Here is a 26,325-nt window from a genome sequence, read left to right as displayed (position 1 = left end):
ATTGTAAGTATTATACAACTTTAGGGAGCAGTTATGGCAGTGATGCCTGATAAATGGATAAGGGAAAAAGCTGAAAGCTTTGGAATGATAGAGCCCTTTGTGGATCATAAAAGCAGTAAGGGTGTCATGTCTTTTGGACTATCATCTTACGGGTATGATGCAAGAGTAGATAATAAATTTAAGATTTTTACTAATGTTAATTCAGCTGTGGTTGATCCTAAGGATTTTTCTAAGAACAGTTTTATAGATAAGGAAACAGATGTGTGCATAATTCCACCGAATAGCTTCGCACTTGCAAGTACAGTAGAATATTTTCACATACCAAGGGATGTATTGGCTATTTGTGTTGGTAAATCAACTTATGCGAGGTGCGGGATTATAGTAAACGTTACTCCCTTGGAACCTGGATGGAAAGGTCATGTTACACTTGAATTCTCGAACACTACTCCGCTTCCTGCAAAAATTTATGCCAATGAAGGAGCATGCCAATTTGTGTTTTTAAGTGGTGAAAGTGAGTGTGAAAAATCATACGACGATATAAAAGGAAAGTATATGAACCAACATGGTATTACCTTACCGTTGGTGAAATAATGACTTTTATTGTTTAGAAAAGTTTGATATTACTTCATTGTACTGAAGATTATAAAGATGTGCTCTTACTAATTCATTACATTCTTTATCGCCTAAAACTGCACGTGCAGGGTGATTTTTAAACGACTCTACATAGTCTGAAAAGAACCTTGTAGAAGGAGCACTACTTAAAGCTTTTGCAACTTCTTCTTTCTCTTTATTGGAAAGTTGATTAAATAATTCTTCGCCCTTTGTTTGCAACTCATCTTCAAATTCCTGTTTTATATTGTCCTTATTTACTCTTTGCAAGAAGGAAAACTCTTCAAAGATATATAAGGAAGAGACGATGCTATTGAAAGTCCCAGTGAAGCATGCACTTGAACCATGATCACCATACACCCCGTATTCCGTTTGCGATTCTATTAGATGCTGAACTAGTTGGTATTTTCTCTGGAGCATTCGTGTATCAATATCTATGTTAGAACCAGCACTTTTTTTACCTTTGTCATTACAAGCTTTCCAAACCAAATTTAAAACTTGCTTTAATGTTAACCCACTTCCACTATGTATATCAGGATTATTTTGTATACGTTCCAAGCATTCAAGTGCATGTTTTTTCTCATCTTCTTTAAGTTGATATTTATCTGCAGCTTTTTCTGTGTCATTTGTTATACACTTTAGTTTATTAATAAAATTTTCTATTTCTTTTGTAAACCCGTCTTCAATATCAGGTTCACCATAGTTTTCCTTTAGCTTTTTAATATTAATATTTATTGCATCGTTTATGTCGGTATTATGTGTTGTTTGTGGGACGTGTATTATTTCTTCAAATGCTGCAGCTCTTTGCTCTAGCCATTCTGGCAATTTGCCTCCTGCAAGGCAATATAGTTTACGCAATATTGTAACAATCACAAAAAGTACTAGAAGAGAAATAACAAATACTATAACAGATGCTATGATTAGACCAACAGCTAGCCACCTTACAGGAGCTAGCAAAACTTTTTTTACTTTTGATGGTTCTTGTGTATTGGCTATTGCGTTTACTCTTGCTGGCATACTAGTTAAGTTAATAATCAATATATTTTATATATTGATCTTCTTTCGTCTTGTCAAGCCAAATTTTTACTTTGCACTTTCCCGTTTCTAAAGTCTCTAATCATTAGAGGGACAAAAAAGTTTCGATTTTTTGAGCTGAGCAAAGCCATTTAAGTTATAGAATGGATCAGAAAGAGTGAGTGTATAAAAAATATGTAACCCTTTAGTGTTCTTGTAACTTCAATATTGGTTATTTATAAATGCCTTGCCTATGTCCTACTGAAACAACAGTTGCTTTATGTTCTGCAGTGTTTACGCGGTAGACGATGCGATAATTTTTAACTACTACTTTCCTTACGTTTGCTGGGGTAAAGCTGGAATATCTTTTTTGAGGGCACGCTTAGTACATTTAACTCAGTAGGGCTTTTCTCCAGGCTTTTTCATTAATCTCTATTTCCTCCTCACCATCACATTCCTCAATAATTTTAGACAATCCAATATTTTCTATCTCCTCAAGTGCTTGCTAGCCATTTTAGGGTAGTAGTAAAAAATATTCTTCGCTTAGCACTTTAAATGTGATATTTTATCCATTAGTTGAAAATTTTAAATTCTTTCAATTAATCTTATCTCTGAATTCTCTTAATAATATTAAAATTGGTATTTTCAACGCAGATGCTATTTAGACTTAAAACAATATTCTAAAAAACTTTTCTACGTAATTTAATTCCTGTACATCATTCACTGCATAAAGTGGTATAGTTTGCTGCTCTATACCTGGTATTTCTATAAAAATTTTACCTACTTCTTGCCCTTTTTTAATAGGTGCAGGTATCATATCTTTATATTCAACACGCACCTTAATTTTATCACGTAGATTGCGGTTATAAGTTATGGTGACATCATTTGCAACTGTGGCAGATACTTTTCTCTCCTTTCCGTATAGAACATTTATTTCCTCAACTACACTATCCTTAGCAAATATCTTCTTAGTATTAAAATGATTGAAGGAATATTGTATCAGTCTTTTTGCTTCTTCTATTCGCTCTTTTTCAGTGTTTAAGCCATTTACAACAGCGAAAATTCTCCTATCGTTTCGTTTTGCAGAAATTACAATGCCGTAACCACCAGCGTTTGTATAACCGGTCTTTAAGCCATCAACTCCAATATCATGAAAAAGTAAAAGATTTTTATTTTTTTGTATGATATCGTTATATGTTAGATATTGTTTAGAAAATAAATCATAATATTCAGGGAAATCAGTAAAAATCCTTTTTGCTAGTACTACCAAATCTTTTGCACTCATGAAATGATCTTTATCTGGCCACCCGCTTGAATTGACAAAGTAACTGTCGCTTAGGTTCAAATTTTGTGCAACTTCGTTCATTTCAACCACGAAATTCTCTTCTGACCCGGCAATGCCCTCAGCTAACGTTATGCAGGCATCGTTACCCGAGACCGTTGTAACTCCTTCAAGCAATTCTTTCACCGAAACAGATTGACCTTCCTTTAAAAACATAGAAGAGCCTTTTCTTTCCCACGCTTTTCTACTTACTCGAAATTTATCCTTCATGTCTATTATTCCAGCTTTTAAATAATCGAAGGCTACATATAAAGTCATTAGCTTGCTCATTGAAGATGGAGACATCTTTTCGTCGGAATTATGCTCAAAAATGAACAAGTCTGAGGCTAAATCTAAAACTACTGCTTGCTTTGCTTTAGTTCTAAATTGGTATGAATATGAAGAAAAAGGAAGCGTAGAAACTAACAGCAGGATTACCAATTTGTCTAATATACTCATAATTTCAAATGTGTAATACACTAATTAATATATAATTTTGTATGCGCATTTCAATGAAATTAAGGTAAAACTTTTATATGTACGGTATAATAGATTTTGTATAGCTGCTGCAGATATTAATGTATAGAATTGTAAGCTCAAACATTTTAAAATATAAGAACTGTGAGCCAAAAATAGACGAGAGTGCTTTCATTGCAGGAGATTCGCATATTGTAGGCAAGGTTGAAATAGGAAGAGAGGCGAGCATTTGGTTTAATTGTGTGATCAGGGGAGATATTGGGTCAATCAAAATAGGTGATGGAACGAACATTCAAGATGGCACAGTAATTCATGTAGATAGAAATCCTGGTGGCGATACAATTATTGGCGATATGGTAACAGTGGGACATTTTTGTATGTTACACGCATGCACGGTGCATGACAAAGCACTTATTGGTATGGGTTCTATTGTAATGGATCATGCAATTGTAGAATCTGAAGCTATGGTAGCTGCTGGTTCACTAGTAACACATAGAAAAGTGATAAAAAGTGGAGAAATGTGGGCTGGCAGGCCAGCAAAATTCTTTAAAAAGATTTCAGATGAAGAAGTTAAATATATTACACAATCAGCACAAAATTATATTATGTTAATGAAGAAATATAAGAATTAAAGATTAAAAACATATGCGTCAAGTTAAAATGAGATGGAAAGATGAAGGCATTATTATAGCTGCTAAAAAGTACGGTGATAAAAGCTTAATTCTTTCTCTGTTCATGAAAAACCATGGAAAGTGCAGAGGACTAACTCGGTTGACAAACGATAGCAGTTATAAATTTCAGGTGAGTAATCTATTACATGCAGAATGGAGTGCTAAGCTACCTGAAAATCTAGGATTTTTTAAGTGTGAATTGATAGAATCTCCATTTCACCACTTCTTTCAGGATAGCTTAAAAAGCATCACTATTGTTTCTTTTTCTTCTATCTTGGAAAAAGTACTTCCAGAGAGCGAGCCTTGTGCCGTGCTATATGATAACTTTCAGTATTTCATTGATGTAATTAAGCATGGTAGTGAACCTTGGCAAGGCCATTACCTTAACTTAGAGCTTTTGCTTCTTGCACAGTTGGGGTTTAAGTTAGATCTATCTAAATGCGCTGTAACGGGTGTTAAGGAAAATTTACAATTTATTTCTCCAAAAACTGGCAGAGCGGTGTCAAAGAAAGTAGGAGATTATTATGCGGATAAACTATTACCTTTTCCACAAATGCTGCATGACGTGTATAATAATAACCTACAAAACAGCTACTCATATCAAGAATTTCAATTAGGATTAAAAGTTACAGGATATTTTTTAAATAAGTATCTATTTTCGCAGCTAAATATGAGATTTCCAGAATCAAGAAACCTTATACTATCACTTTAACCTTATATCTTCATCAGAATTAAGCTTGAAGGTAGATTATTCGTAGCAGGATCTAGCTGTCTTTCAAAGTTATTGAGTAACTTGCTAAAGGAAAAAACTTCTCTTTCTTCTCTTTTAGATACTTGCTTACCCCGTGCTTATACGCTCCATAAATCTTAGCTGAAGCCTCTAAGTTGCTTAAAAATGGCTTGTCACTCTGTGATAAAAGCCTGGGGGTAGCCACGAGTAATTGCAGTACACTTACGTTAATTTTAATATTCCTTGCTTCAAGAGAAGGTAAATAAAGACTTTATTTTACATCTGCATTAAAAATTCTACGTAAAAACTTTTCTTGCCCTTTTTCTTAGAGTATGTTGATAGTATGGACACAGTTCCAAGTAAGCAATTCCATAACATTTGAATGACCTTTCCTCCTGGCAGTATCAATTGGCTTTTCACCACAATCGTTTTTTATACTAGCATTAGCACCTCTACCTAGAAGAAACTTCATAACTTTCTGGATAATCTTCTTGAGCAGCAAAACGTAATAGTGTATTACCTATTTCTCCAGTATCATTAATGCTTATTCCTTGATTAAGAAAAATTCTACAACGTTTTTGTGCCCACCGGAAGCGGCCCTATGCACTGGCTTACTTCCATAAGCATTTTCAACGTTAATGCTTTTTCCCTTTCTGGCAAGAAATTTCACAACTTCTAAGCATCCTCTTTGAACAGCGTAATGCAATGATGTCCAACCATCTTTATCAGGGTCACTAATATTCAGTTCTTGGTTGAGGAAAAACTCTACAACATTCTTGTGAACATGCATAGCAGCAAGATTTAAAGCCTTAAACCCATTGCATTCAGCATAAATATTTTGTTACAAGAAATTTTACAACCTCCAACTCGCTATAATGGTAAGCGTAGTGTAGCGGTGTATGACCATCTGTACTAGCACTATCAACACTTACTCCTCGGTCCGTAATTATGGTAATCCCAGAAAATCAACAGCATTTACATGGCAAAAAATTAAACATAAGATGCTAACTATATAATACTTTATTATTTTAATCTGCACAGATTGGAGGTAACTTAATACCTTCAGTATCAGGATAAGGGGGCTAACGAGGTTTGTCAAGTGCTTTTTGTGGTAGTATAAAGGAGCCCCATCAAAATCTTCTCAATAAGGGCAAAGCAACAAGGAGCGAACCAAAAGCGATAAGGCAGGATCCAAACCAGATTATAGGCATTCCAGGTTTGTAGTGTACTTTAGTGGCGATCTTGTTTTTATTTTTATCAATCTCGCCAATTACAATATAAATATCAGAAAATAAATTGTGGTAAATACTGCTTTCAATATTTTTCTGACCCTCCACAAGATAAAATCTATATTCAGGGGTTACTTCACCTAGTATCTTGTTGTTCAACAAATTTCTAATATCCATTGTGCCTCTCACTGCATGGAAATTCTTCTTTTTTATAAATTCAGTATTTCGTAAAGTAACTTTGAATTTGTTGACTGTTATGCTATCTCCTATTTTTAGGTAATTTTCTTTTTTTTCTTGCCAACCGACTGAATAGGCTATACCAAGTACTAGAATTGCTACCCCAGCATGAGCTAACATCATAGCATAGTAAGACTTGGAAACTCCTCTTACTAATGAAATTGATTCACTAAATGCCACTTTAAATAAACGAATTCTTTTGCTATATGCTTCTAAAACAAAGGCTAATAGTGCCATGGAGATTGTAATTGATAGCACAATCATTAGCTCCATATGAAAGATAAACGGTAAGATGGCTGCAGCACTACAGAATGAGAGTCTATATTCATGGAATATTGGTAACAAGCTATTCCCCTGCCAACGGCAGTATTGTCCTACCATGGTAAGCACTAGAGTAGCCAGTGCAATAGGATTAAATAAGGAATTGTAGTACGGTGCTCCAACTGAAATGAGTTCACCGGTTAAATATTTAAGCATTGTAGGGTATAAAGTGCCAATAAACACGATGAAAAAGGCAGTAATTAATAATAAATTGTTCATCAGTATCATTGTAAAGCGGGACAAAATAGGAAAGTTTTGCTTTGGTGTATTCTTTGGTGTCATGCCAGCATGTGACTGCATACTTTTTCCCTGGATCCCAATATCAGCTAATTGGATGATAGATGGTAATGTAATAAGAGATCCACTCTTTTTCGTAAATGCCACAAATATTGCTAAGCTACTGGCTGTAATTACACCAAGTAAAGCCAGTATATACAGCCCATATCCTGGATCATCTGCAAACGTGTGAACTGAAGAAAGTATTCCAGAGCGGACTAAAAATGTTCCAGTTACACTCAATATGAAAGTTGTGAGCGTAAGCAAAATGGCAAAGTTCCTTAAAATATTGAAATTTCGTACCACGAGTAACAGATGCGTCAGTGCTACTGCAATTAACCATGGCATTAAAGAAACGTTTTCTACTGGATCCCAAAACCAAAATCCACCCCACCCAAGTTCGCGGTATGCCCACCAACTGCCAAGGCTAATACCCAAGGTAAGTAGCGACCAAGAAACAAGTACCCATGGCCTGACAATTTTAGCCCAAATGTCTCCTTCGATGTTTATAATTAACCCAGCTATAGAGAGCGAAAAGGGAACGCTAAATCCAAGGTACCCCAAATATAATATTGGTGGATGAATGGCAAGGCCTATGTCCTGCAATATCGGATGAAAACCAAGGCCATCTGTTTCTATGCTTGGCATTTTAGTAAAAGGATCGGACTTAAGTAAAGTAAACAGCGAAAAACAAAAGCAGATTAAGCCTTGAGTGATCAAGGATACTTTCTTTAATTCACTGTTATCACCAATAAAAATATCCATTAGAAATAGGTAAAAAGTAAGCACTAAGGTCCAAAGCAACATAGACCCTTCTTTATTTCCCCAAACGCCACAGATTTTATAGATCAAAGGTTTTGTCGTATGAGAGTGGTAATATACGTTTTCGAGTGAGAAATCGTTTATAATGTGGCAGTAGATCAAAATAGCCATTGATACTGATATACAGAAGAATATGGCAGTGGTAATGAATCGGTAAGAATTGAACGGTAGAAATAGATATGTTAAGGACAATAAGCAGGACAACAGTAGTAATATATTCCCAAGCTCAGGCATAAATCATAGTTATTTGTATAAATAATATTACTAATAATAAGTTAGAAGTTAAAGTTTTAATATAGGAACAAAGTATAAGAAATTTACTTGGCAAACTTCGTCAGCCTCCTTACCATAGTATTGAAGATACTTATTTATCTTCAGTCTATGCAGATAAAATGACAAAAAAACTTAATGTATTTAGCATCTCATGTTTAACTTTTTGCACTATGTGTGCCTTATGTCTTTTACATTGTTGTCTACATTGTTAGCTAATGCTGTAAATTGCACCTACTGGGGACTTAAACTTAAAAATTCCAACATTATAAAATAGATAGTGAATAACTAGCTAATGAGTTTTTCTTGCCTTTTTTCCCGCTTGGTAAATTTCTTAAGAGTTTATAACTAAAGCAAAAAAGTATCTAGCATTTGGAATTTTTAAAATACCAGTTTGCCCTAGAGAAATTATCTAAAGTAAAAAAAGAAGAGCTCATAAAGGACTTTTTACTAAGTCATGTTAGTTCGTTCAAAAAAAGTACCTAAATCGCATGGTAAAAGAGAAGATGCTATAGCAATACTATCAAATGATGAGTGAAGAAATGTTTATAATAGAGACGTAGAGATAGAAGCATTATATAAATAGCATCCCAGGCAAAAAGTAAACCCAAGTATGCACTTGAAGGAAGAGAACGGAAAAAAACCTAAGGGAAACAGGTGGGTCAATAGTCAGCATAATTAATGACATAAAAAAATAGAGAGGCAATACTTAACTGCAAAGATTTTCAAAGTTTTTGTATACAGGAGAAAAAGGAGCATTCACTTAGGGGTAACTCATGCCAAAAAATGATTGATATATATCAAAAGAGAATTGCTGGATATCAGGAGAAGATTTGTTACAATTTAACCTAAATAAGAGAGATATTCAAAAGCATGCAGCAAGAAATAAGAAGCTCATGTGGTATAGAAGAATTCGAGGAATTAGCCGTATAATGTGCTGAAGCAAAACAATTTGATAAAATTGTGACTTGGCTTTGATTTGCTTGTCGAACATACAGAACAAATTAGACACTTAGCTGGGAAAAATGGAAAATCCTTTAACAGAGCTGGAAGAAACTTCGCACATTAATGGTAAAACTGAAGTGACTAGATTGTAACCTGTTTGACACTGAGATCTGATGCAGTTACTCTAACCTAGGTTTTATATTTCTCATAGGGTATCATCACATTGTATGCGCTATACTGGTGGTGACAAGAGAGAAAAGCAATGCTTTTCTTCAGTAGACTCAAACTACAACCATACGATTAAAAGGCAAAATTTTGAAATAATGAAAACAATCGGTACTCTAATTCAAGAGGGATCAAAGCTATTATCATCTCATAAAGTTGAATCACCGTATTTGGACTGCGAAATTATTATGCAGCATGTTCTTGACGTAGAAAGATCGTTCATAATTATGAACTACGCTGATCAAGTATCGATAAAAAAAGAACAGCTATTTTGGAAATTGACGAAAAAAAGAGCAGAAAGGTACCCAATATCGCAAATAATAGGCAACCGTGAATTCTGGAGTAAGAATTTTATAGTCAATCGGCACGTTTTGGACCCAAGAGCAGATAGTGAAATACTAGTCTCAGCAGCGTTAAAATATTATCCAAACAAGAAGCAGGAAATGGAAATTGCAGATTTTGGTACAGGCACAGGTTGTTTATTGATATCCGTACTTAGTGAATATGAACATGCTGTTGGTGTCGGTTTTGAAAAAAGCTTAAAAGCATATAAAGTTGCCTGTCAGAACATGGAAAAACATAATCTGCTTGGCAGAGCTAAAATGTTCCCAAGTTCTTGGACAGAGTGCAAAGGCTTATTCGATCTTATAATCAGCAATCCTCCATATATTAGAAGAGACAAATTAAAAGACCTGCAAGCTGAAGTGCAAAAAGAGCCAAAAATTGCTCTTGATGGTGGAATTGACGGCTTAAGCTGTTACTTGAGTATTTTTCCAATATTGAAAAGGTGCCTTAAGAAAAATGGGTTTGCAATACTGGAAATAGGTGAAGATCAAAATGATATTGACAAAATAGTTCCCTCTTATGAGCTAGCTTTTCAGGAATACATGTATGATTTAGCAGGAATGAAAAGGTGCATTGTTATAAAAAGAACATAGCTAATGTTTTCTTGTATTATCTCTGTCACCCTGTACTGTCATCCCTTACTTTGCTGTGCCAGTGTTTGACACTGGCATTCATATTTCCTTTTTTCTAGATTCCAGGTCGGTTATTTGGATAACAAGAAGAGGGGACTGGAAATAACACCAAGAAAAGCTATCATCTTCTCTAGAAGAACAACATGTTTAAACCTTGCTAGCAAAATGAAAAGTAAGACCAGCTTCTATACCGTGTGTGGCAAATAATGTACTACCTATATTTATGCTACCTGTCTGATTATCTGATGCTGGGTGATTCTTATTGAATACCTGGCTTACACGGCTACCATCGTTGTTTAATTGGTTCAATACTTGTGTTGTAAGGTCAAAATTACTGCCAATAACGCCAAAATGTCTATACCCGATGTGCATATTTACACTTTCATTTATGCTGTAACCTAAGCCAGCTTTCACTTGGTATGCAGGCCTTATTGATGTTGTTTCAAACATCTTCATCCTTGTTGCACCAACCCCAGCTCCAACATAAGGTGAAAAAGAGAGACCATCATTTTTCCAATAGTAATAAGCATTAGCCATTACAGATGCATTCTCAACTTTGTCATTATTGACTTGAATACCGTACCCATAAGTTTTTTTGTTATTGCCTTCACCAATATCTTTTAAGTGTGATATACTTATTCTGTTGCCTTCTAAGCCAATATTATCCACTTTTATAGAAGAATACATTCCTTCTAATTCAGTTCTATAGCTGTTGTTCCCTAATTTTCTTTCATAACCAAATGCCATGTTTGCAGCAAAAAGAGGGTTATAACTTCGCTGGTATTTGCTTAAAAACTGACCTTTTGTTCTCAAATTACCCACATCATTTACAGATATCTTATCACCTTTTGCTTGTAGTTCACTCATGCTATTAAAAAATTGACCATGGTATCCACCACCAAAGTAGAATCCTTCTGTTTCACTTGCAAAAGACTGTTGTAACAACAGTAAAGTAAATGCTGTAACCGCTAATGTTTTTTTATTGCTCATCATACTCCCCTAATTTAAATTAGCTAATTTAATACTAATTAATTAAAAATGGCTTAATGTGAAAAGCTTAACGATTTACATAACCTGTTTTCTAAGCTAAAAGAATAAGACAAAATTGACTTTACTTTCCATTACTTTTTGGTTTATCACCATCATCTTCATCTTCAAATTCGTTATCGAATTCATCATCATATTTTTCTTCTTTAGGTTTACCGTCGCCTTTAAGTTTGCCATAATCTTCCTCATCATCAAACCCGTCAACATCTTCATCATCGATCTCTTCTTCTTTAAGCTCATCATCGATCTCTGATTCATCGTATACTGCATCTTTAGTTTGAGCCTCAACAAGATAATCAGCAGCGTTAGGCCCTTCAGTAGCGTCGTTTTCTTTGTTATCAACCTTACTTTTGTTAGCACCAGAAAAAACTTTGTTTGGGTCATATGGCTCCTGTGTAGGTACATAAGTCTGCTTGAGTAGTTTTCTTGTGAAAGTGTTATCACTGTAGTATAAGATCTTCTTTGATTTAATTGGGTAAGTCGATTCTATCAAAATTATCTGTTCATCACGTGGCAACATAATAATTTCTTGAGGTAACAACAATGCTCTTTGCGTTTCAGAGATATGCAACGATCTTGATGCAGGATTCAAGTCTAAAAATTTAGGTTTGTTCAATGATTCTTGTTGTACAGTTTTGTTCCCTATAAGTTGCGATATTAAGTTAGCTGTCTCAATGTTATTAGCTGCAAAAGTTATTCTATAAGTTGAGTTTGATAAAAAGGAGTTCATTCCTGCTTCTTCGTATATTCCTTTAAGTTGCTCAGTATCTTGAACAATTAAGAATAATCTAACTCTATAGCCACGAAAATATGCAATACCTGTTTGAAATTGCTCCATTTTTCCAAGTGTAGGAAACTCATCCATTAAGAACAACACGCCATAAGGCTCATCATCCGACGGCAATTTTCTACACAAGAACTCAGTTGCTTGCTGGTAAAAAACTTGCATTAAAGGTTTTAACCTGTTTAAGTTGTCTGGAGTTAACCCAACATAAACTGTAACTTTCTTCCTCTTAAAATCTAGAATATTAAAGTCACTTGATGCAGTTGCAGTATCAATCAATGGGTTTGCCCATAGCTCAAGAGATGAGTTCATGGTTGAGACGACACCTGACCTTTCTTTGTCAGCTTTCTGCAAAAAAGCAGCAATGTTCATATATGCCACAGGATGTATTATTTTGCCCATTGTGTCCAAAACAACAGCAAGATTGTAAACTACGTCATCGCTACGCATCGTACGCACAACTTCACCAAAAGATTTAACTTTTTCTGGTGCAGCAAGTAGGTATAATACTACTCCAACAAATAAGCTTCTTGCTTCATTTTGCCAAAAGTCTTGTTCAGGCATAATCAAGTTGGCTATTTTTTGCACATCATCAACCATTTGTCCAGGTTTTTCGCTAATCCATTCTAATGGATTATAGCAGTGGCTTATTCCATCTGGCTGCGCTGGGTTCCATACGTATACCTTTTGCCCTTGTCGTTCTCGCCAACCACTTGTTATTTCATAATTTTCTAATTTTATGTCGTGTACAATTACTGAGTCAGTCCAAAATAATAAATTAGGAATTACAAAACCAACACCCTTACCAGAACCTGTAGGCGCAAATAGCAACGCGTGTTGATATCCATCAGCAATGAAGTAGCCTCTTTTATCCTTACCAAGCAATAGCCCCTTTTTACTTCTTAATCCTGCCTTTCGTATTTCTTTTTCTGACGCCCATTTTGAGTCTCCGTGGAGTGATTCTTTCTTTCTAAACGGCCGCCACTCGATTATTCTTTCTCTTAAATTCCACAAAATAATCATTAAAACAACAACAGGCAATGCAGAAGATATAATTAATTTGATCTTAAGCTCGAGACTATATAACTCTGGATGATGCCAACAATTTTGTATATGATCAAAAATTGTTGGCCAAAGAGCTTGAGGAAAAGGCGTCAATCCAGGGCGAATTGCCTTAAAGTCTAAACCATCTGGACCATCAACAAATAGATAAAACAGTATACCAGATAAATAGAAACAAAATTCTAGTATACTAAAAGCCACAACACCCCCTATTAAAATATTGCGTAGATGATTCCCGCTATGACTCATAAACTACTTTTTCTTAATTATGTGTAAATTTAAGCATTTTCATCGAAGATTTAGTAAATAATATCTCAGAAACGCTTCTTTTTCCCCCACTAGTTCTTTTTAGCTGGATAACAATATCAATCACATTTCTAATATATGGTATAATCTGATCTGGAGGAATACCAAGATTTGCTTGCATGACCATCAATTTTATTTGCTCGAGGGCCATTGTTGGACTATCCGCATGAAGGGTCGATATTGACCCAGGGTGGCCAGTATTTATTGCCCTAAGAAAACTAAAAGCTTCCGCTCCACGGAGCTCACCAACTATTATTCTATCTGGCCTTAAACGTAAGCACGCTTCTATTAAGTCCTGAGTGGTCACTTTTGCCCTACCCTGCCCTCCTTTGGAGGCAATGAGGTGCACTCTGTTTGGATGATCATTCAAAACGATTTCCCTTGCATCCTCAACAGTGATAATTCTTTCTTCAGCCGGAATAGCACGTAAAGTAGCATTAGTAAAAGTGGTTTTACCGGTAGAAGTTCCACCACTAATTATGATATTTTTCTTGTTCATTACAGCATATTCTAAAAACTCTTTTATTTTCTTTTGCTTTAACAGCAAATTCAGGTGGCGATTCACTGGACTATCAATTACTTCTATAGCAGTTTCAGAAAAAGCTCCCATTTTTTCATAATCGTCCAATGCTAATTGTAGACCAGAGGGTTTACGAATTGACATGACTACTTTATCAGGCTCACATGCTGGCGGGAATACTATCTGTATACGATAACCATTTGGTAGTGTGGCTGAAAGTAATGGTGCTTCTTCGCTAAGCTTTTGTTCTGTAGCTTGAGCAATTAGTCTGCCAAGAGATTTTAGATGGTTAAGATCGAATATTTCTAGTTTTTCACACCTTATTTCACTGCGATTTTCAATCCAGACTTCCTTTGGCTTATTTATTGATATTTCATTTACGCCTTCCTCTTGAAATATGCCTTGTAATGGCTCTAAATATGTGTCAAGTGCAGCATAGTTCATTTCACTGATTTAATATTGTTTGTGGAGGAAATACTATATCTTGGTTAACGAATACTTTTAATGCGGTGCCTTGATCAACGTAAACAGTTGGTTTTTTATCTGTAGATCTGTTGACTATATCTCGCATATCTTTAGAGAAATCATCGATTGATTTTCCAATTGCTTCTTCATAAACAGACTTGTTTTTTCTCTGAATAGGTCTTAACAGTTGGCTTACATCTTCTAGGCCTATGTTCACCTTGTCTTCCCCAATTCCTAGCAACTCTGCTATTTCCTTTTTAAATATCCTCAACAAATCTTGCTCGTTTTGAGCATTACGAACTCTTCCAATAGCCCCAAGGTCCAGTTTCCACTTTTCTCCTAGTGCGTTCTCGACTATACTTTTAGCTGTACTATCGTCCTGTAGACCCTTAATAACAGTACCTTTGAGTGGAAAAGTATCTATTTCAGTTGCAGTGATGGATTGTATTGCATCTATGGCAGTTAACGTATCGATAAGATTAGGGGCCTTTTGCCCTATAACAGCTGAACCAATTGAGACACCTGCAAGCAATATTGAAGAAAATAATGCACTTGTTATTTTGTTATCAACTATTCCAGCTATACCCGCTCTACCAAGCTCATCGGTACCAGGTGATGAAATAGCAATATCTATTCCATGAGGAAGAATGATCCTATTCCAATTTATGTTTATGCGGGCTCTTGTAACATCCGAGTCAAATGAATAACCGCCTATTAATCTTGAACCTTTGGGTATTAAAACTGTATCACCAGTTTCTGCATAAACGTTGCTACTAACTACGGCACGCAGCACTCCTTGTAGATCAGAATCTATTGCAGTTTCAAGAACAGCATCAATAATTTTGCCTTGAGTGATCATAAACACGAGTTTTCCCACTCTGGTAGCTATGCTTGCCTGTGCCGAGGTGTTGGATAAAATGGTATCGGCAGTCTTGTCTTCTTTGTTATCACTAGCTGAAATTGCTAACATTTGTGTGCTACGCCTATCTTTAGGGTAACCACCGCTTCCTATCGTAGGAAATGAGGTAGGTAAGTTGCTAGTAGTACTACCATAAGGAAAGTTTTGCTTTGGCAAGACTGGTATATTGGATACAGAGGCTTCTTTTGATTTTTCTTCTTTTTTTACTACTCCTTCTTTTTTAGTCTGCTTTACTTCTGGTATAACTTGTGGCATAGTAAGAGGAGGTAAAGGTGGCAATGAATCAGTAATCGTCCTTTCAGGAACTATTGTATTTTCTGGAACTTGTTCCAACTTTCCTTTCAACTCTTGAATATTTTGCTTTATTTCTTCTTTTTTAATGATCTCTACATTCTCTTCGTTGCGAGAAGGTCTAAAATAGAAATAATATACCCCGACGACCAGAATCACTAAAATAATAACCATTAATGCTCTGTGACCTTGATTAGAGCCAACTGTTACTACCTTGCTTTCTATTTCTGATTCATCTTCTGAATTATTACGCCCTTCTTTATTCATATTACACGTACCACAACTAAAGTGACCTGTTTATGATCTCAACTTCATCATTTTCATAACGCATGAACAACTTCTTATGTACCCCTTTTATTATAACATAACCATCAAACAACAACCTTTTACAAGGCAGTCTAGTTTTACCATCTTTTGCAAAAATCTGAGGTATCTTATTACTATCCCTGAATTTAAAATAGGTTAAATAGCCATCATCAAATAACTCAATCGGTATCATATCCGCATTGCCACCTTCATCGATATATGTATAATTGTATTTCGTATCATTTTCCTGTATTATCTTCTCTGGCCTATCTACAACATATTGCATTTGAGTAGGTGCTGATATTTCATCTAAATCAATATCAAATTCATCTTCTTCTTTAGGGTAATAAAAACGTACTACGTAAGATATATCTTTTTCAGCAGAATAATCATGACTCACTTTCTCAGCATCAGTATCTGGGTATTTATCGTAGTTTGGCCTTGAGATTAAATCAAAAATATAATTCCTTTTTTTAGTTGTCGTAATAATCATATTAGTGCGGCTACTAACTTCAAATGGCATAATAAGCAATTTGTTGTCATAAGGACTAATCCTCCAACTTGATGCGTCTCCAACAGCAATATTTTTAACTTTCTCTCCTTCTGCAAACTCAATATAAGAATAGTAACCTTGACTAAAAATAACCGTGAACACTTCGTTAGGGCTGTACACAAAAGTTTTTATTCTACTGTCTACGGAAATGGGCTTACTGTAGTTGATTAATGCATTTAAATTGCTACTTGTCAGTAAAGCTAAAACTAATAATACTCTATACATATTCATCATCTACCCTATAAGAAGTAACTTGAAACCCTAATGGGTTAACATATCTTTGCTGATCATTCATTTCAAGTGGTGCATACCTGTATGACATGATAACTATCTTGTTTTTCCTTATAGAACTTCCATCTTCTCGTGTAAATTCTACAGTAAATCTCACCTGAAAAGTATCGTCATCTAATTTCTGAGTTGAGCGAATCTTAAAATCATTTTTGACGAAGCCTGAATATAAATTCAAAAGGTCATCCATATTTTGTAATCTTATGTAATTCTTAAATTCATTATATACATTAGGCGAGGAAAATAATCTCACTTTTGTATAATAGTTATAATTGTAGTTATATGGATCAAAAACTTCTCTTGCTTTTATGTATTCTGCAATAAAATGATTGTTTAGTACCTCATCCGCAGAATATTGTTTTACTGTGACAGGGTCAACTAATTGCACTATTCCTGATTTTTTTTCAATTTCTATAACGAACGGTTCAATAGTGCTGCTAGTGCTAATCTTAAATATAGCTAATATGCCTATAAAAATAGCCACTAATAATATTAGTGTAAATAGAAGTAAAATATTTCTCTGAGCAATAATTGTGCTGTAGCGACTTGAATTCCAATCTATATCCTTATCTAATGAATCATTACTTTTTTCGCGTTTAAAGAATTTTAGCATCTTAATATTCTTAAAAATCTTAACCTATATTAACGAACATAGTAAATTAACAAAGTATTTACAACAAAAAAGCTAAAAAGTTCTTAATCTGTGACCTAACCTGCTAAATTTTGTTTCTATATACGAATCGTTATACTTGTTACGTTCCATAATAAGTGGTAGACATCTTGTGACCTCTATACCATTATTTTTCAACTCTGATAGCTTTCTACCATTATTTGTAAGTAGCTGGATTTTTTTGATGCCTAATTTCTTGAGCATTTCAGCTGCAACAGCGAAACTCCTCTCATCATCTTCAAAACCCAATATTCTATTTGCATCCACAGTATCAAGGTTATATTTTCTTTGCATATCATATGCCCTTAACTTGTTAGTTAAACCAATGCCTCTACCATCTTGCATCAGGTATAGTATAATACCATTCCCAGAGTCAGTCATTATTTGAATTGCTTGATGTAACTGACTTCTGCAATCGCATGATAAGCTATCTAATAAGTCGCCTGTATAGCATGAAGAATGAACTCTTACTAATGGTTCACTATTTTTACCTGGATTGCCAATAATAATTGCGTAATGTTCTTTTCTGCCATTACAGGTCCTATAAGATATGATGTTTACTTTTTGAGTCTGTTTTAAAAATAATGGTGTTTTGCATACTTCATATATATCCTGATTTTGTTGAAAGTTATTTATAAATAGCACGTCTAGTGCAATTACATCACTTTTTTCACACCAGCCTCGCATTTCATATTCATCTTTGAAGTTCACGTCAACCACTAATGCGTATGGCAACAATTCTGAAGATTTTAGCAAAGTAATAGCGCATTCATCTATTGCCTTTGAACGTTGTAATTCCTTCGTATGATCTTCTTTTGAACAGTTTACTAAATGAAATAGTTCATCAAAATTGTTTATCAATAAGCGTTTGCTACTATGCTCCACGTTTTGAGATATGCACGTTACCTTACTTGAAGGTAGAATAACATATATCTTACCTGAGATAAGCCCGTACTGATTAAACAAGTCTTTTTCTAAAGTCTCGGCAGCAGCAACCAATAGATAATTACTTTTATCATATATTATAATTGGTAGGCCGCGCCTAATTTCGCTGATGGCCCTTTCTACTTTATTTCTATTTCGGTTTCCTATAAACATTTCACCTACATTAAACAACGACGAAAATATGGTGCGGCCGAGAAGACTTGAACTTCCAAGGCCTTATGAGCCACAGCGACCTCAACGCTGCGTGTCTACCAATTTCACCACGACCGCATTTTATTCTAGTTTTTATATAATCATTTTAAATTACTTAATCATTTTAGAATTTTTCATCTAAAGTGTCAATCTGATACTAGAATAATTTAAGAATTGCCTGTATAATTCAGTTTGTGAATTTTGTGATCATAAATTTCAATTATTTAAGATGATTTTATCACTAATTTTTAATTTGAGCTTCTATACAAATGAATATTAATATCTTTGTTTTTTTAGCTTTATCTTTTGTAACCAGCTTTAATTCTATCCAGGCACAAATATTATACACGTGGTCTCAGGTTATTCCAGACAATAAATTAAGCGTACGTGCAATCATAGACAGTAATACTTGTCCTGTTGCTTATGTTGATGGCAAAGGAGTAGAGATGTTAAATCGCAGCTCAATTAATAATGGTGATCATACTGAAACAATTTGTGAAATGATAGTAGAAACGGGTGCTCAAAACATTAGTATTGACGGTATACAAGTTCCTATATTACCAGAAAAGATTAGCAGAATTGCTTTTATTGGTGATACAGGCTGCAGAATAAATGCGTTATTTCAACAGGAATGTAATTCAGTAGATAGCTGGCCTTTTAAAAAAAATTTAGATTCTATTGCTCTTCATGAGCCAGACTTAATTGTTCACGTTGGCGATTATCATTATAGAAAAACGAAATGTAGAAATGCACAGAAGTGTGGCAATATTTATGGGTACAATAAAGAAGCTTGGTACGCCGATTGGTTTGAGCCTGCGAAAGACATTTTATTACAATCCTCCTTTCTTTTTGTTAGAGGAAACCATGAGAATTGTGATAGAGCTTATGAAGGATGGTTTAGGTACCTAGATTCACACCCTTTCTCGTCTGAAAAATGTGAAAACTTTGTTCCTGGCTGGTTTTTAGATATTGGACCGATGAAGTTTTTTATCTTTGACTCTTCGTCTGGTGAAGATATTTTTACAACTCAAAGTACAATTGATGCTTTTGAGAAACAATTCGATAAATTAACACAAGATAGTTCTGATAAGCCTACGTGGTTTTTAACTCACAGACCGCTTTGGAGATCTCCAAAAAAGGAATTTCTGACATTAAAAAGCCATGGCAATCTTACACAGATTGAAGCTTTTGGGGATAAATTTCCCAACAATGTCGCTACCATAGTTTCTGGACATATTCATATAGCTCAGATTTTATTAATGAACAATGTGCCAGACCAGATTATAGTTGGAAATGGTGGTGCGTTATTACACGCTCAAGATCAGGAACCTGTTTACCAAAACATAGAGTTTAGTTACTCAAATGGTAAAAACTACTTAGCACATGAAATTAAAAACTTTTTTGGCTTCGGTTTTTCAATATTAAACTTAGATAATCATGAATTTACTTTCTATGATCAAAATAATGAGGAAATGTATTCTGCAAAGCTAACGGAAGACTTTAAGCTTGAGATAAATTGAGTGAAGCTACAACCTCAAGAACTCTACTTAAACATTTTTCTTAATTGATTGATTTCATCAGCAAATTCTGAGTCAGTTTTTATGAAATTTTCTATTTGTTTCACTGCATGTATAACAGTAGCGTGATCTCTGCCACCAAAGCTCCTTCCAATATCTGGCAGGCTTTTATGTGTAAATTTCTTAGCAAAGTACATAGCTATTTGCCTTGGTCTTACAAGACTGCGGAGTCTTCTATTGGAATGCATATCTGTAACCTTTATATTAAAAAACTCAGCTATTTTCTTTTGTATTTCTGCTATTGTAATTGACCTATGATTTGATCTAAGAAGGTCCATTAGAGTTTCACTAGCCGATTCTACTGTCATACTCCTTCCAATCAGTGAAGTATGAGCAACTTTATTTAATGCCCCTTCTAATTCTCTTATATTAGATCTTATGTTCCTTGCTAAGAATTCTAGGACATCCTGTGGAACATACATATTCATTTGCTCCACTTTGGCTTGCAGTATACCAAGTCTTAATTCGAAAGTTGTTTCATTAATGTCTGCTACTAATCCCCAACCTAGCCGTGATTTTATTCTTTCTTCTACTCCATCAAGATCACTAGGAGATCTATCAGCTGATATAACCAATTGTTTATTTTGATCTATCAATGCATTAAAAGTGTGAAAAAATTCTTCTTGTGTACTATCTTTACCACTGATAAATTGCACATCATCTACCATCAGTACATCTACCGATCTAAACTGTTCTTTAAATAACATAATGTCTTTGCTTCGTAGTGCTGTAATATATTGATACATGAATTTCTCTGCTGATAAATATACCACTTTTCTTTTTGCTGATGGAGAATTAACTATGTGCCAAGCTATAGCATGCATTAAATGTGTTTTACCAAGCCCCACTCCGCCATATAGAAACAGAGGATTGCTACCAGGTATTGGATCTATGGACTCTGCTACACGCTTTGCGGCTGTAAATGCTAATTCATTTGGCTTTCCCACTACGAAGTTATCAAAGGTAAATCTTGGATCTAGTGGCGAACCAAGATTATTAACACTTTCCTCTTTATTTTTTGATATGATGCTAGAACTTGAATTCTTTTCTTCGGTTACTTGAATATCAATAGAACATATACTTTTATCTTCATTCTGCCATAATAATAATATTTTTTCCATGTAGTGAACTGTAATCCACTCTTTTATAAATCTTGTTGGCACAGATAACAAAACTTCCCCATTGCTACTACTAACAAATTTAAGTGAACTTAACCAACTGTTATATGTTGCTTCCCCATAAAGGTTATAAAGGAGATTTTGGATTTTTTCCCAAGCAATATTATGATCTGTTGCTGTAACAATTTGATCGAAAAACATAGCAGAAACCTTAGGATTAATTAAGCTCATACACTACACCAAGACAAAAGCAATACTAGAAAAATATAAGATAATCAATAGCCTACTGCGAAAAGCTAATACTACTTAATACACACTAAAAATTATGGTGATTTTTAATGAGTTGTAAAGGGTATAAAAGCACTAAAATTGATCATTTTTATTTCAATAAATAAAACGTCGCTCGTGTCAAGGATTAGCAGTATGTTAAAAAATTATAATATATTATGTATAAATGAGATATTAAATTTATTGATAAAAAAGTAAAGTATTCATATAAATATAGCTAACTTAATGCGAATTTACTGAAACAAATCTATGATTACATTAAATAATTTGAATTGTTGTACTAAATTTGGTATTGAATTAGAATTTTATACTGAAGGAATAGAGAGAGAGCATTTATTTCTTAATAGTGTTAAAAATAAAATAGCTTTGCTTGGTTTTTCCTGCAAGAAAGAGAGTTCTACACATCAATATGAGATAAAAAGTGGTTGTTATAATGATTCTAATAACTTAATCAAGCATTTTGATTTAGCAAAAGAATTACTTACTGAAACAGCACAAAAACTTGGCGGGAATACTTCTTTCAAAGCAAAGCCCTATTTAGATAGAGCAGGCAGTGCATTAAATGTGCATGTTAATTTAGTGGATTCAAACAACAGTAATTTATTTTACTGTAATGAACAAAAGTACAGTGATTACTTGATTTATGGTATTGGTGGGTTATGTGCTATGATGAAAGAACATATGTCATTCTTCGCTCCAAGTGACGATTCGTATTTAAGGTTTCAATATCCAGATATTCACACACCAACTACAATTAGTTGGGGCGTGAACAATAGAACTGCCGCAATAAGGATTCCCTGTCTCGGCAGCAAGTGCCGTCTAGAACACCGTGTTCCCGGGGCAGATTGTAACCTTGAAAAAGTACTTATAGCAATAATTGAAGGTATTACTTTTGGTATAGAAAACAAAATTGCCCCACCAAATAGAGTATATGGTATCGCATCTGACCCTCAATATAAGATGGAGAATTTAGTATAAGCTCCAACCACCAGATATACATCTAACAACGGAAGTTGCACTGCTTACTTTTATCATACCCCTGGCTCACGTCCATTACAGCTATTATTAACTTGGTTGATATAATCAAGCTTATATTATTATTTGGTACGTAAGTGATGCCCTCCAAATCTTTTATAACTTCACTTATTGAATTTGGTAATTCTTTATCCTGTAAAGTAGTTTCATCTCGTCGATTAACTTGAGCTGCAGCTTACTGTACCACACTGTCATTAGGTGTTGATGTACTACTATCCAATAGAAGAAAAGTGGTAGGGTTACTGTTAGTATTCCCTCTAGTAGGTATCATACCAGGCAATGATGCAGGATTGTGCTTCTTATCTATTAAACTTTTTCCACATTGAGATCCTAGGAATTTCCCTGCAGCGTTATGTAAAAAAAGACCTTAAATGTACAACTCCTCATTTCGTTCTATTAATTCTTTATTTTTCTCTAGCGATAGTTCAGAATTTTCTCCATTAGGTTTCTCACCACCAAACTTTGCTATTTTAGTTATGCCTTCACTACTCACACCCATAACCATGGTAAAAATTAAAACCACCCTCCCAGACTCATCTTTTATGGACCACTTGCTTGTCATTTCATAGCACGCACCTTCTCAAATTCATAATATCTTTTTTTATCTTCTTAACGAGCGCGTATGTCATACTTTTTATTGCAATAAATCTTCAACTCGCCAACATTTTTCTCTTACTGTAAAATATCACTGATTCTTATTGGCTCATTTCCATTATGGTTAATAAGATTAACGTTTAAGGCTCTACTAGCATTATCAGTTTCTTCACAGTAGACTTGAAAAGCTACTTCTTTTTCTTCAAAATACCTATTTGCAATACTTTTTCCCTCCTGTATTAATTTTATTTATACCTCTTCTAAAGTTTTCACTAAAAGGTTCACCTTCTTCATCCACTGCTTTTTCCATATGAGTTTGTTTAAAGTCTGTATCAGTTATTAGGCTATAAACACACCATCCAGAGCTTTTTCAAAAATTCGACAATACAACATCGAAGCTCGTTCTTTCTCTTAAAAATCCTAAAAAACATATTTTGTTTCCCAGATTTCCTAGTCTAAAACTTGTCATTATTTTTTTAATTGAGAATGGACATAACCAGGTATGCTGCTAAAATTTTTAGCAAAATTATTTAACTTTTTATGAAAGTTGTTATTTTCTATGATTAGGCAGCAAAGCTCTAGAGCGCAAGGTTTTTACTGGAAGAACTTTCTTTTACTTTTTTGACCTTTTCTTCAAGACATGTAAATGTAGGCAGCACAATAGAATTGACGTATTCGCCTAGTTCTTTTTCATTATGAAAAACAAGATTCTTGCAATACATATAAATCGTCTACTAAAGAACAGACATCTGTAAAGATATATTCTTTTCTAATCCTACAGCTCGTCCAGTATCTATAGCTGATTATTTATTTCTTCTACTTTTGTTGCTTTATTTTCTTTAAAGAAACTCTTAAAATAACTATTAATTGCATTCAGCATATCACACTTCCTATCTATACATTACTCTAACAATATGTTTCCCCTTTAAAAACAACCAAGCTATTAAAGCCTTGCTTTACACTAACTTTGATGATGAAGTATTGAAAATAACTGCAAGTGTTGGACTTGAATTTAACTTCTTTGCTTTTCATTATACGCTGAATTTATCCTTACCATACATTCATAATACAATGCCGTTTTGTGTAATAAACTCACATTTAAAGTTATGCGAGTGTCTTTTTGTAAATTAAGTGTTTTTTATTAGGTAACAGTCAATAAGATACAAGAACGCTCTCAGAAAATTTAAAATCTTTAAGTTTAATGACATCCTCTCTTTTTGGACCGGCCGAAATCAGATGAATCGGTATACCTATTAATTCTTCTACTCTTTTTACATATTTTATCAAGTTAACAGGTAACTTCTCAGCTAACTTTTCACCCTGAGTATTTTCTTTCCAGCCAGGAAATTCTTCATATATTGGCTCTAATTCTTCTTGTATTGAACGTGATGCGGGTAAATAATCATATATTTTTCCACTGTACTGATAACCAGTACATATTTTAATTTTATCAAAAGAATCGAGGACATCTAATTTAGTTAATATAATACTTGAAACTCCAGAGAGTTGTACTGCCTGGCGTACTAAAACTGCATCAAACCACCCACAGCGTCTTTTTCTATTGCTTACTGTTCCAAGCTCCTTGCCTATAGTGAATAAGCTATTTCCTACTTCATTTCTTTGCTCAGTAGGGAATGGGCCATTGCCTACTCTTGTTGTGTAAGCTTTTGCTACACCAATAACATAAGCATTGGAGGATAATCCTGAGCCTGTCATTACTTGTGATGCTATGGTATTACTTGAAGTAACGAAAGGGTACGTTCCATGGTCAATGTCTAAAAATGTCCCTTGGGCGCCTTCAAATATTATTTTCTTACCTTCTTTCACAAAGTCATTCAATATTTTCCACACTGGTTTTCTATATGGAATGATCTTTTCTGCAATCTCTTCAATTTCCCTTAACATTTCTTCTTTCTTTATCACTCGATAGCTTAGGCCTTTCCTGATAGCATTATGGTAATTCAAAAGAGTATCTAACCTTTTGTTGAGCTCATCTGCGTTTTCTAAGTCACAAAGGCGTATAGCCCTTCTTCCAACTTTATCTTCATAACATGGCCCTATTCCTTTGTTTGTCGTGCCAATTTTGTGATTTCCATTTAGATCTTCAAACAGCTTTTCTTTTTCCTTGTGCACGCTGAGTATTAATGGGCAGCTTTCCGATACCATCAAATTGTTAGGATTGATATCCATTCCTTTAACTCTCAATGACTCTATTTCTGAAATTAGAGCATATGGATCAAGGGCAACGCCGTTTCCTATTATAGATATTTTGCCTGTCCTTAAAACAGCGGAAGGTAGCAAATTTAACTTATAAACCTCATCATCTACTACTATAGTATGTCCTGCATTATTTCCTCCCTGGAATCTTACGACTGTGTCCGCATTTTCGGAAAGATAATCTACTATTTTACCTTTGCCTTCATCGCCCCATTGTAGACCAACAATTACAATATTATTCATAAATATCTTCTGAATTAACATATAAATATTAATGTAGTACTCTACAAATGACAAGGAGTAATGTTCTGAGCTTCTAGATTTTTGTAATTCTTTAAACAATTGTTTAAATAATTTTAGTGATACTTAGCCCACATCTGTATGAATATTGTGATTTTAGAAATTCAAGTAGCTCACAGAAACACAAAAAACTACTTGACAAACCTCGCTAGCCCCCTTATCCCGATACTGGAGGTATTAAGTTACCTTCAATCTGTGCAGATTAAAATAATAAAGTGTTATATAGTTAGCATCTTATGTTTAATTTTTTGCACTATATGTACCTTATGTCTTCACAATATTTCTAATTTTTTACCTATATAAGTTGAAACTCGCTTATAAAGCGTTTAGGACAGTATAATATACTAATTTGCAGGATTAGAGAGTAAATACTATCACCATAATATATCTTTTGCCTTTTTTTTGCCTAGTAAATTTCTAAAACATTTATGACTAAAGGTTAGTTGCAATAAAAAACAACTAAGTCGCGATTACTAAGTATTTAAAACATAAAAAAACGCTAGTGTTTTTAAATAGATATTAACTAGGGCTTCTTTTGTCTTTTTCTTACTTGGTGGATTTCTTAAATATTTGTAGCTGAAAATTTACTGACAACAGCTGCTTGTTAGCGGAATCTAGAGATACCGCAAATGAATCGCGGTATGACGAGGGAGAGCAGTTGTTGTCATACCAGATTTACATGACACCATTGTAGGGCAAACCAGTGCCAGCTATTTGATAAGAA

Annotated in this window: 23 protein-coding genes, 1 tRNA gene and 1 pseudogene; 6 read left to right on the top strand and 19 right to left on the bottom strand. The window is 34.3% G+C overall.

The annotated features are described in order from the left end of the window. Positions 1-33 precede the first annotated feature (33 nt). On the top strand, positions 34-591 hold the full coding sequence (gene dcd, locus WBM_RS01705; protein ID WP_011256491.1) for a dCTP deaminase: 558 nt from the start codon (positions 34-36) through the stop codon (positions 589-591). Between the two features lie 6 nt (positions 592-597). Here the strand turns inward: dcd and WBM_RS01700 are convergent, their stop codons facing one another. The 3 genes and pseudogenes from WBM_RS01700 to WBM_RS01695 all read right to left on the bottom strand — a co-directional run bounded on the left by WBM_RS01700 (position 598) and on the right by WBM_RS01695 (position 3,397). After that, the gene (locus WBM_RS01700; protein WP_011256490.1) at positions 598-1,626 is read right to left on the bottom strand and encodes a hypothetical protein; all 1,029 of its coding nucleotides are present in this window, start codon (positions 1,624-1,626) and stop codon (positions 598-600) included. A gap of 229 nt (positions 1,627-1,855) precedes the next feature. Then, positions 1,856-1,972, bottom strand: a pseudogene (locus WBM_RS06220) (type II toxin-antitoxin system RelE family toxin); the annotation flags it as partial. A 318-nt stretch (positions 1,973-2,290) separates the two neighbouring features. Next, positions 2,291-3,397 carry a D-alanyl-D-alanine carboxypeptidase family protein gene (locus WBM_RS01695; RefSeq protein ID WP_041571552.1) on the bottom strand — a complete coding sequence of 369 codons (1,107 nt, stop codon included), beginning with the start codon at positions 3,395-3,397 and terminating at the stop codon, positions 2,291-2,293. Positions 3,398-3,522: 125 nt separating this feature from the next. Here WBM_RS01695 and WBM_RS01690 point away from each other — a divergent pair, with 125 nt between their 5' ends. Continuing rightward, positions 3,523-4,053, top strand: coding sequence for a gamma carbonic anhydrase family protein (locus tag WBM_RS01690; protein WP_011256488.1), 531 nt, complete (start codon positions 3,523-3,525; stop codon positions 4,051-4,053). 28 nt (positions 4,054-4,081) lie between these two features. Then, entirely contained in the window at positions 4,082-4,804 is a 723-nt protein-coding gene (recO, locus tag WBM_RS01685) for a DNA repair protein RecO (RefSeq protein ID WP_011256487.1), read from the top strand. Between the two features lie 52 nt (positions 4,805-4,856). Here recO and WBM_RS05720 read toward each other — a convergent pair whose 3' ends face one another. The 5 genes from WBM_RS05720 to WBM_RS01675 all read right to left on the bottom strand — a co-directional run bounded on the left by WBM_RS05720 (position 4,857) and on the right by WBM_RS01675 (position 7,941). Next, positions 4,857-5,027, bottom strand: a complete 171-nt coding sequence (locus WBM_RS05720; RefSeq protein WP_158676326.1) for a hypothetical protein — start codon at positions 5,025-5,027, stop codon at positions 4,857-4,859. A gap of 120 nt (positions 5,028-5,147) precedes the next feature. After that, the gene (locus WBM_RS05715; protein WP_136132037.1) at positions 5,148-5,294 is read right to left on the bottom strand and encodes an ankyrin repeat domain-containing protein; all 147 of its coding nucleotides are present in this window, start codon (positions 5,292-5,294) and stop codon (positions 5,148-5,150) included. Positions 5,295-5,366: 72 nt separating this feature from the next. Then, positions 5,367-5,657: an ankyrin repeat domain-containing protein gene (locus tag WBM_RS01680; RefSeq protein WP_225416159.1), complete on the bottom strand. Its 291-nt coding sequence runs from the start codon at positions 5,655-5,657 to the stop codon at positions 5,367-5,369. Further along, positions 5,647-5,769, bottom strand: a complete 123-nt coding sequence (locus WBM_RS06925) for an ankyrin repeat domain-containing protein (RefSeq protein WP_225416158.1) — start codon at positions 5,767-5,769, stop codon at positions 5,647-5,649. Before WBM_RS06925 ends, WBM_RS01680 begins: the two co-directional genes overlap by 11 nt. A 183-nt stretch (positions 5,770-5,952) precedes the next feature. Continuing rightward, complete coding sequence (locus WBM_RS01675; RefSeq protein WP_011256485.1) at positions 5,953-7,941, bottom strand: heme lyase CcmF/NrfE family subunit; 1,989 nt, start codon at positions 7,939-7,941, stop codon at positions 5,953-5,955. 1,304 nt (positions 7,942-9,245) lie between these two features. Here WBM_RS01675 and prmC point away from each other — a divergent pair. Further along, the gene (gene prmC / locus WBM_RS01670; RefSeq protein ID WP_041571551.1) at positions 9,246-10,085 is read left to right on the top strand and encodes a peptide chain release factor N(5)-glutamine methyltransferase; all 840 of its coding nucleotides are present in this window, start codon (positions 9,246-9,248) and stop codon (positions 10,083-10,085) included. Between the two features lie 186 nt (positions 10,086-10,271). On the opposite strand, the gene WBM_RS01665 is transcribed toward prmC, so the two are convergent. The 8 genes from WBM_RS01665 to WBM_RS01630 all read right to left on the bottom strand — a co-directional run bounded on the left by WBM_RS01665 (position 10,272) and on the right by WBM_RS01630 (position 18,550). Beyond that, positions 10,272-11,114 carry a P44/Msp2 family outer membrane protein gene (locus WBM_RS01665; protein ID WP_041571428.1) on the bottom strand — a complete coding sequence of 281 codons (843 nt, stop codon included), beginning with the start codon at positions 11,112-11,114 and terminating at the stop codon, positions 10,272-10,274. Positions 11,115-11,235: 121 nt separating this feature from the next. Continuing rightward, positions 11,236-13,266: a type IV secretory system conjugative DNA transfer family protein gene (locus WBM_RS01660; RefSeq protein WP_011256482.1), complete on the bottom strand. Its 2,031-nt coding sequence runs from the start codon at positions 13,264-13,266 to the stop codon at positions 11,236-11,238. A gap of 13 nt (positions 13,267-13,279) precedes the next feature. Beyond that, complete coding sequence (gene virB11, locus WBM_RS01655; RefSeq protein ID WP_011256481.1) at positions 13,280-14,287, bottom strand: P-type DNA transfer ATPase VirB11; 1,008 nt, start codon at positions 14,285-14,287, stop codon at positions 13,280-13,282. 1 nt (position 14,288) lies between these two features. Continuing rightward, positions 14,289-15,785 carry a TrbI/VirB10 family protein gene (locus WBM_RS01650; protein WP_011256480.1) on the bottom strand — a complete coding sequence of 499 codons (1,497 nt, stop codon included), beginning with the start codon at positions 15,783-15,785 and terminating at the stop codon, positions 14,289-14,291. Positions 15,786-15,801: 16 nt separating this feature from the next. Further along, entirely contained in the window at positions 15,802-16,608 is an 807-nt protein-coding gene (virB9, locus tag WBM_RS01645; protein ID WP_011256479.1) for a P-type conjugative transfer protein VirB9, read from the bottom strand. Beyond that, positions 16,595-17,278: a virB8 family protein gene (locus tag WBM_RS01640; RefSeq protein ID WP_011256478.1), complete on the bottom strand. Its 684-nt coding sequence runs from the start codon at positions 17,276-17,278 to the stop codon at positions 16,595-16,597. Before WBM_RS01640 ends, virB9 begins: the two co-directional genes overlap by 14 nt. 72 nt (positions 17,279-17,350) lie before the next feature. Continuing rightward, positions 17,351-18,433: a GTP cyclohydrolase II gene (locus WBM_RS01635; protein WP_011256477.1), complete on the bottom strand. Its 1,083-nt coding sequence runs from the start codon at positions 18,431-18,433 to the stop codon at positions 17,351-17,353. Between the two features lie 29 nt (positions 18,434-18,462). Further along, a tRNA-Leu gene (locus WBM_RS01630) sits at positions 18,463-18,550 on the bottom strand. A gap of 191 nt (positions 18,551-18,741) precedes the next feature. Between WBM_RS01630 and WBM_RS01625 the strand changes: the two genes are divergently transcribed. Continuing rightward, positions 18,742-19,992, top strand: coding sequence for a metallophosphoesterase family protein (locus WBM_RS01625; protein WP_011256476.1), 1,251 nt, complete (start codon positions 18,742-18,744; stop codon positions 19,990-19,992). A gap of 23 nt (positions 19,993-20,015) precedes the next feature. Here WBM_RS01625 and dnaA read toward each other — a convergent pair whose 3' ends face one another. After that, positions 20,016-21,398, bottom strand: coding sequence for a chromosomal replication initiator protein DnaA (gene dnaA, locus WBM_RS01620; protein WP_011256475.1), 1,383 nt, complete (start codon positions 21,396-21,398; stop codon positions 20,016-20,018). Between the two features lie 306 nt (positions 21,399-21,704). On the opposite strand from dnaA, the gene WBM_RS01615 reads away from it, so the two are divergent. Beyond that, positions 21,705-22,433, top strand: a complete 729-nt coding sequence (locus WBM_RS01615; protein ID WP_011256474.1) for a glutamine synthetase — start codon at positions 21,705-21,707, stop codon at positions 22,431-22,433. A gap of 424 nt (positions 22,434-22,857) precedes the next feature. Here WBM_RS01615 and WBM_RS01610 read toward each other — a convergent pair whose 3' ends face one another. Both WBM_RS01610 and WBM_RS01605 read right to left on the bottom strand, forming a co-directional pair. Then, positions 22,858-23,052, bottom strand: a complete 195-nt coding sequence (locus WBM_RS01610; RefSeq protein ID WP_011256473.1) for a hypothetical protein — start codon at positions 23,050-23,052, stop codon at positions 22,858-22,860. 1,184 nt (positions 23,053-24,236) lie between these two features. After that, on the bottom strand, positions 24,237-25,544 hold the full coding sequence (locus WBM_RS01605) for an adenylosuccinate synthase (RefSeq protein ID WP_011256472.1): 1,308 nt from the start codon (positions 25,542-25,544) through the stop codon (positions 24,237-24,239). Positions 25,545-26,325 lie beyond the last annotated feature (781 nt).

This window comes from Wolbachia endosymbiont strain TRS of Brugia malayi (assembly GCF_000008385.1).
Lineage (GTDB): Bacteria > Pseudomonadota > Alphaproteobacteria > Rickettsiales > Anaplasmataceae > Wolbachia.
This window is presented reverse-complemented; position numbering and strand designations above follow the sequence as displayed.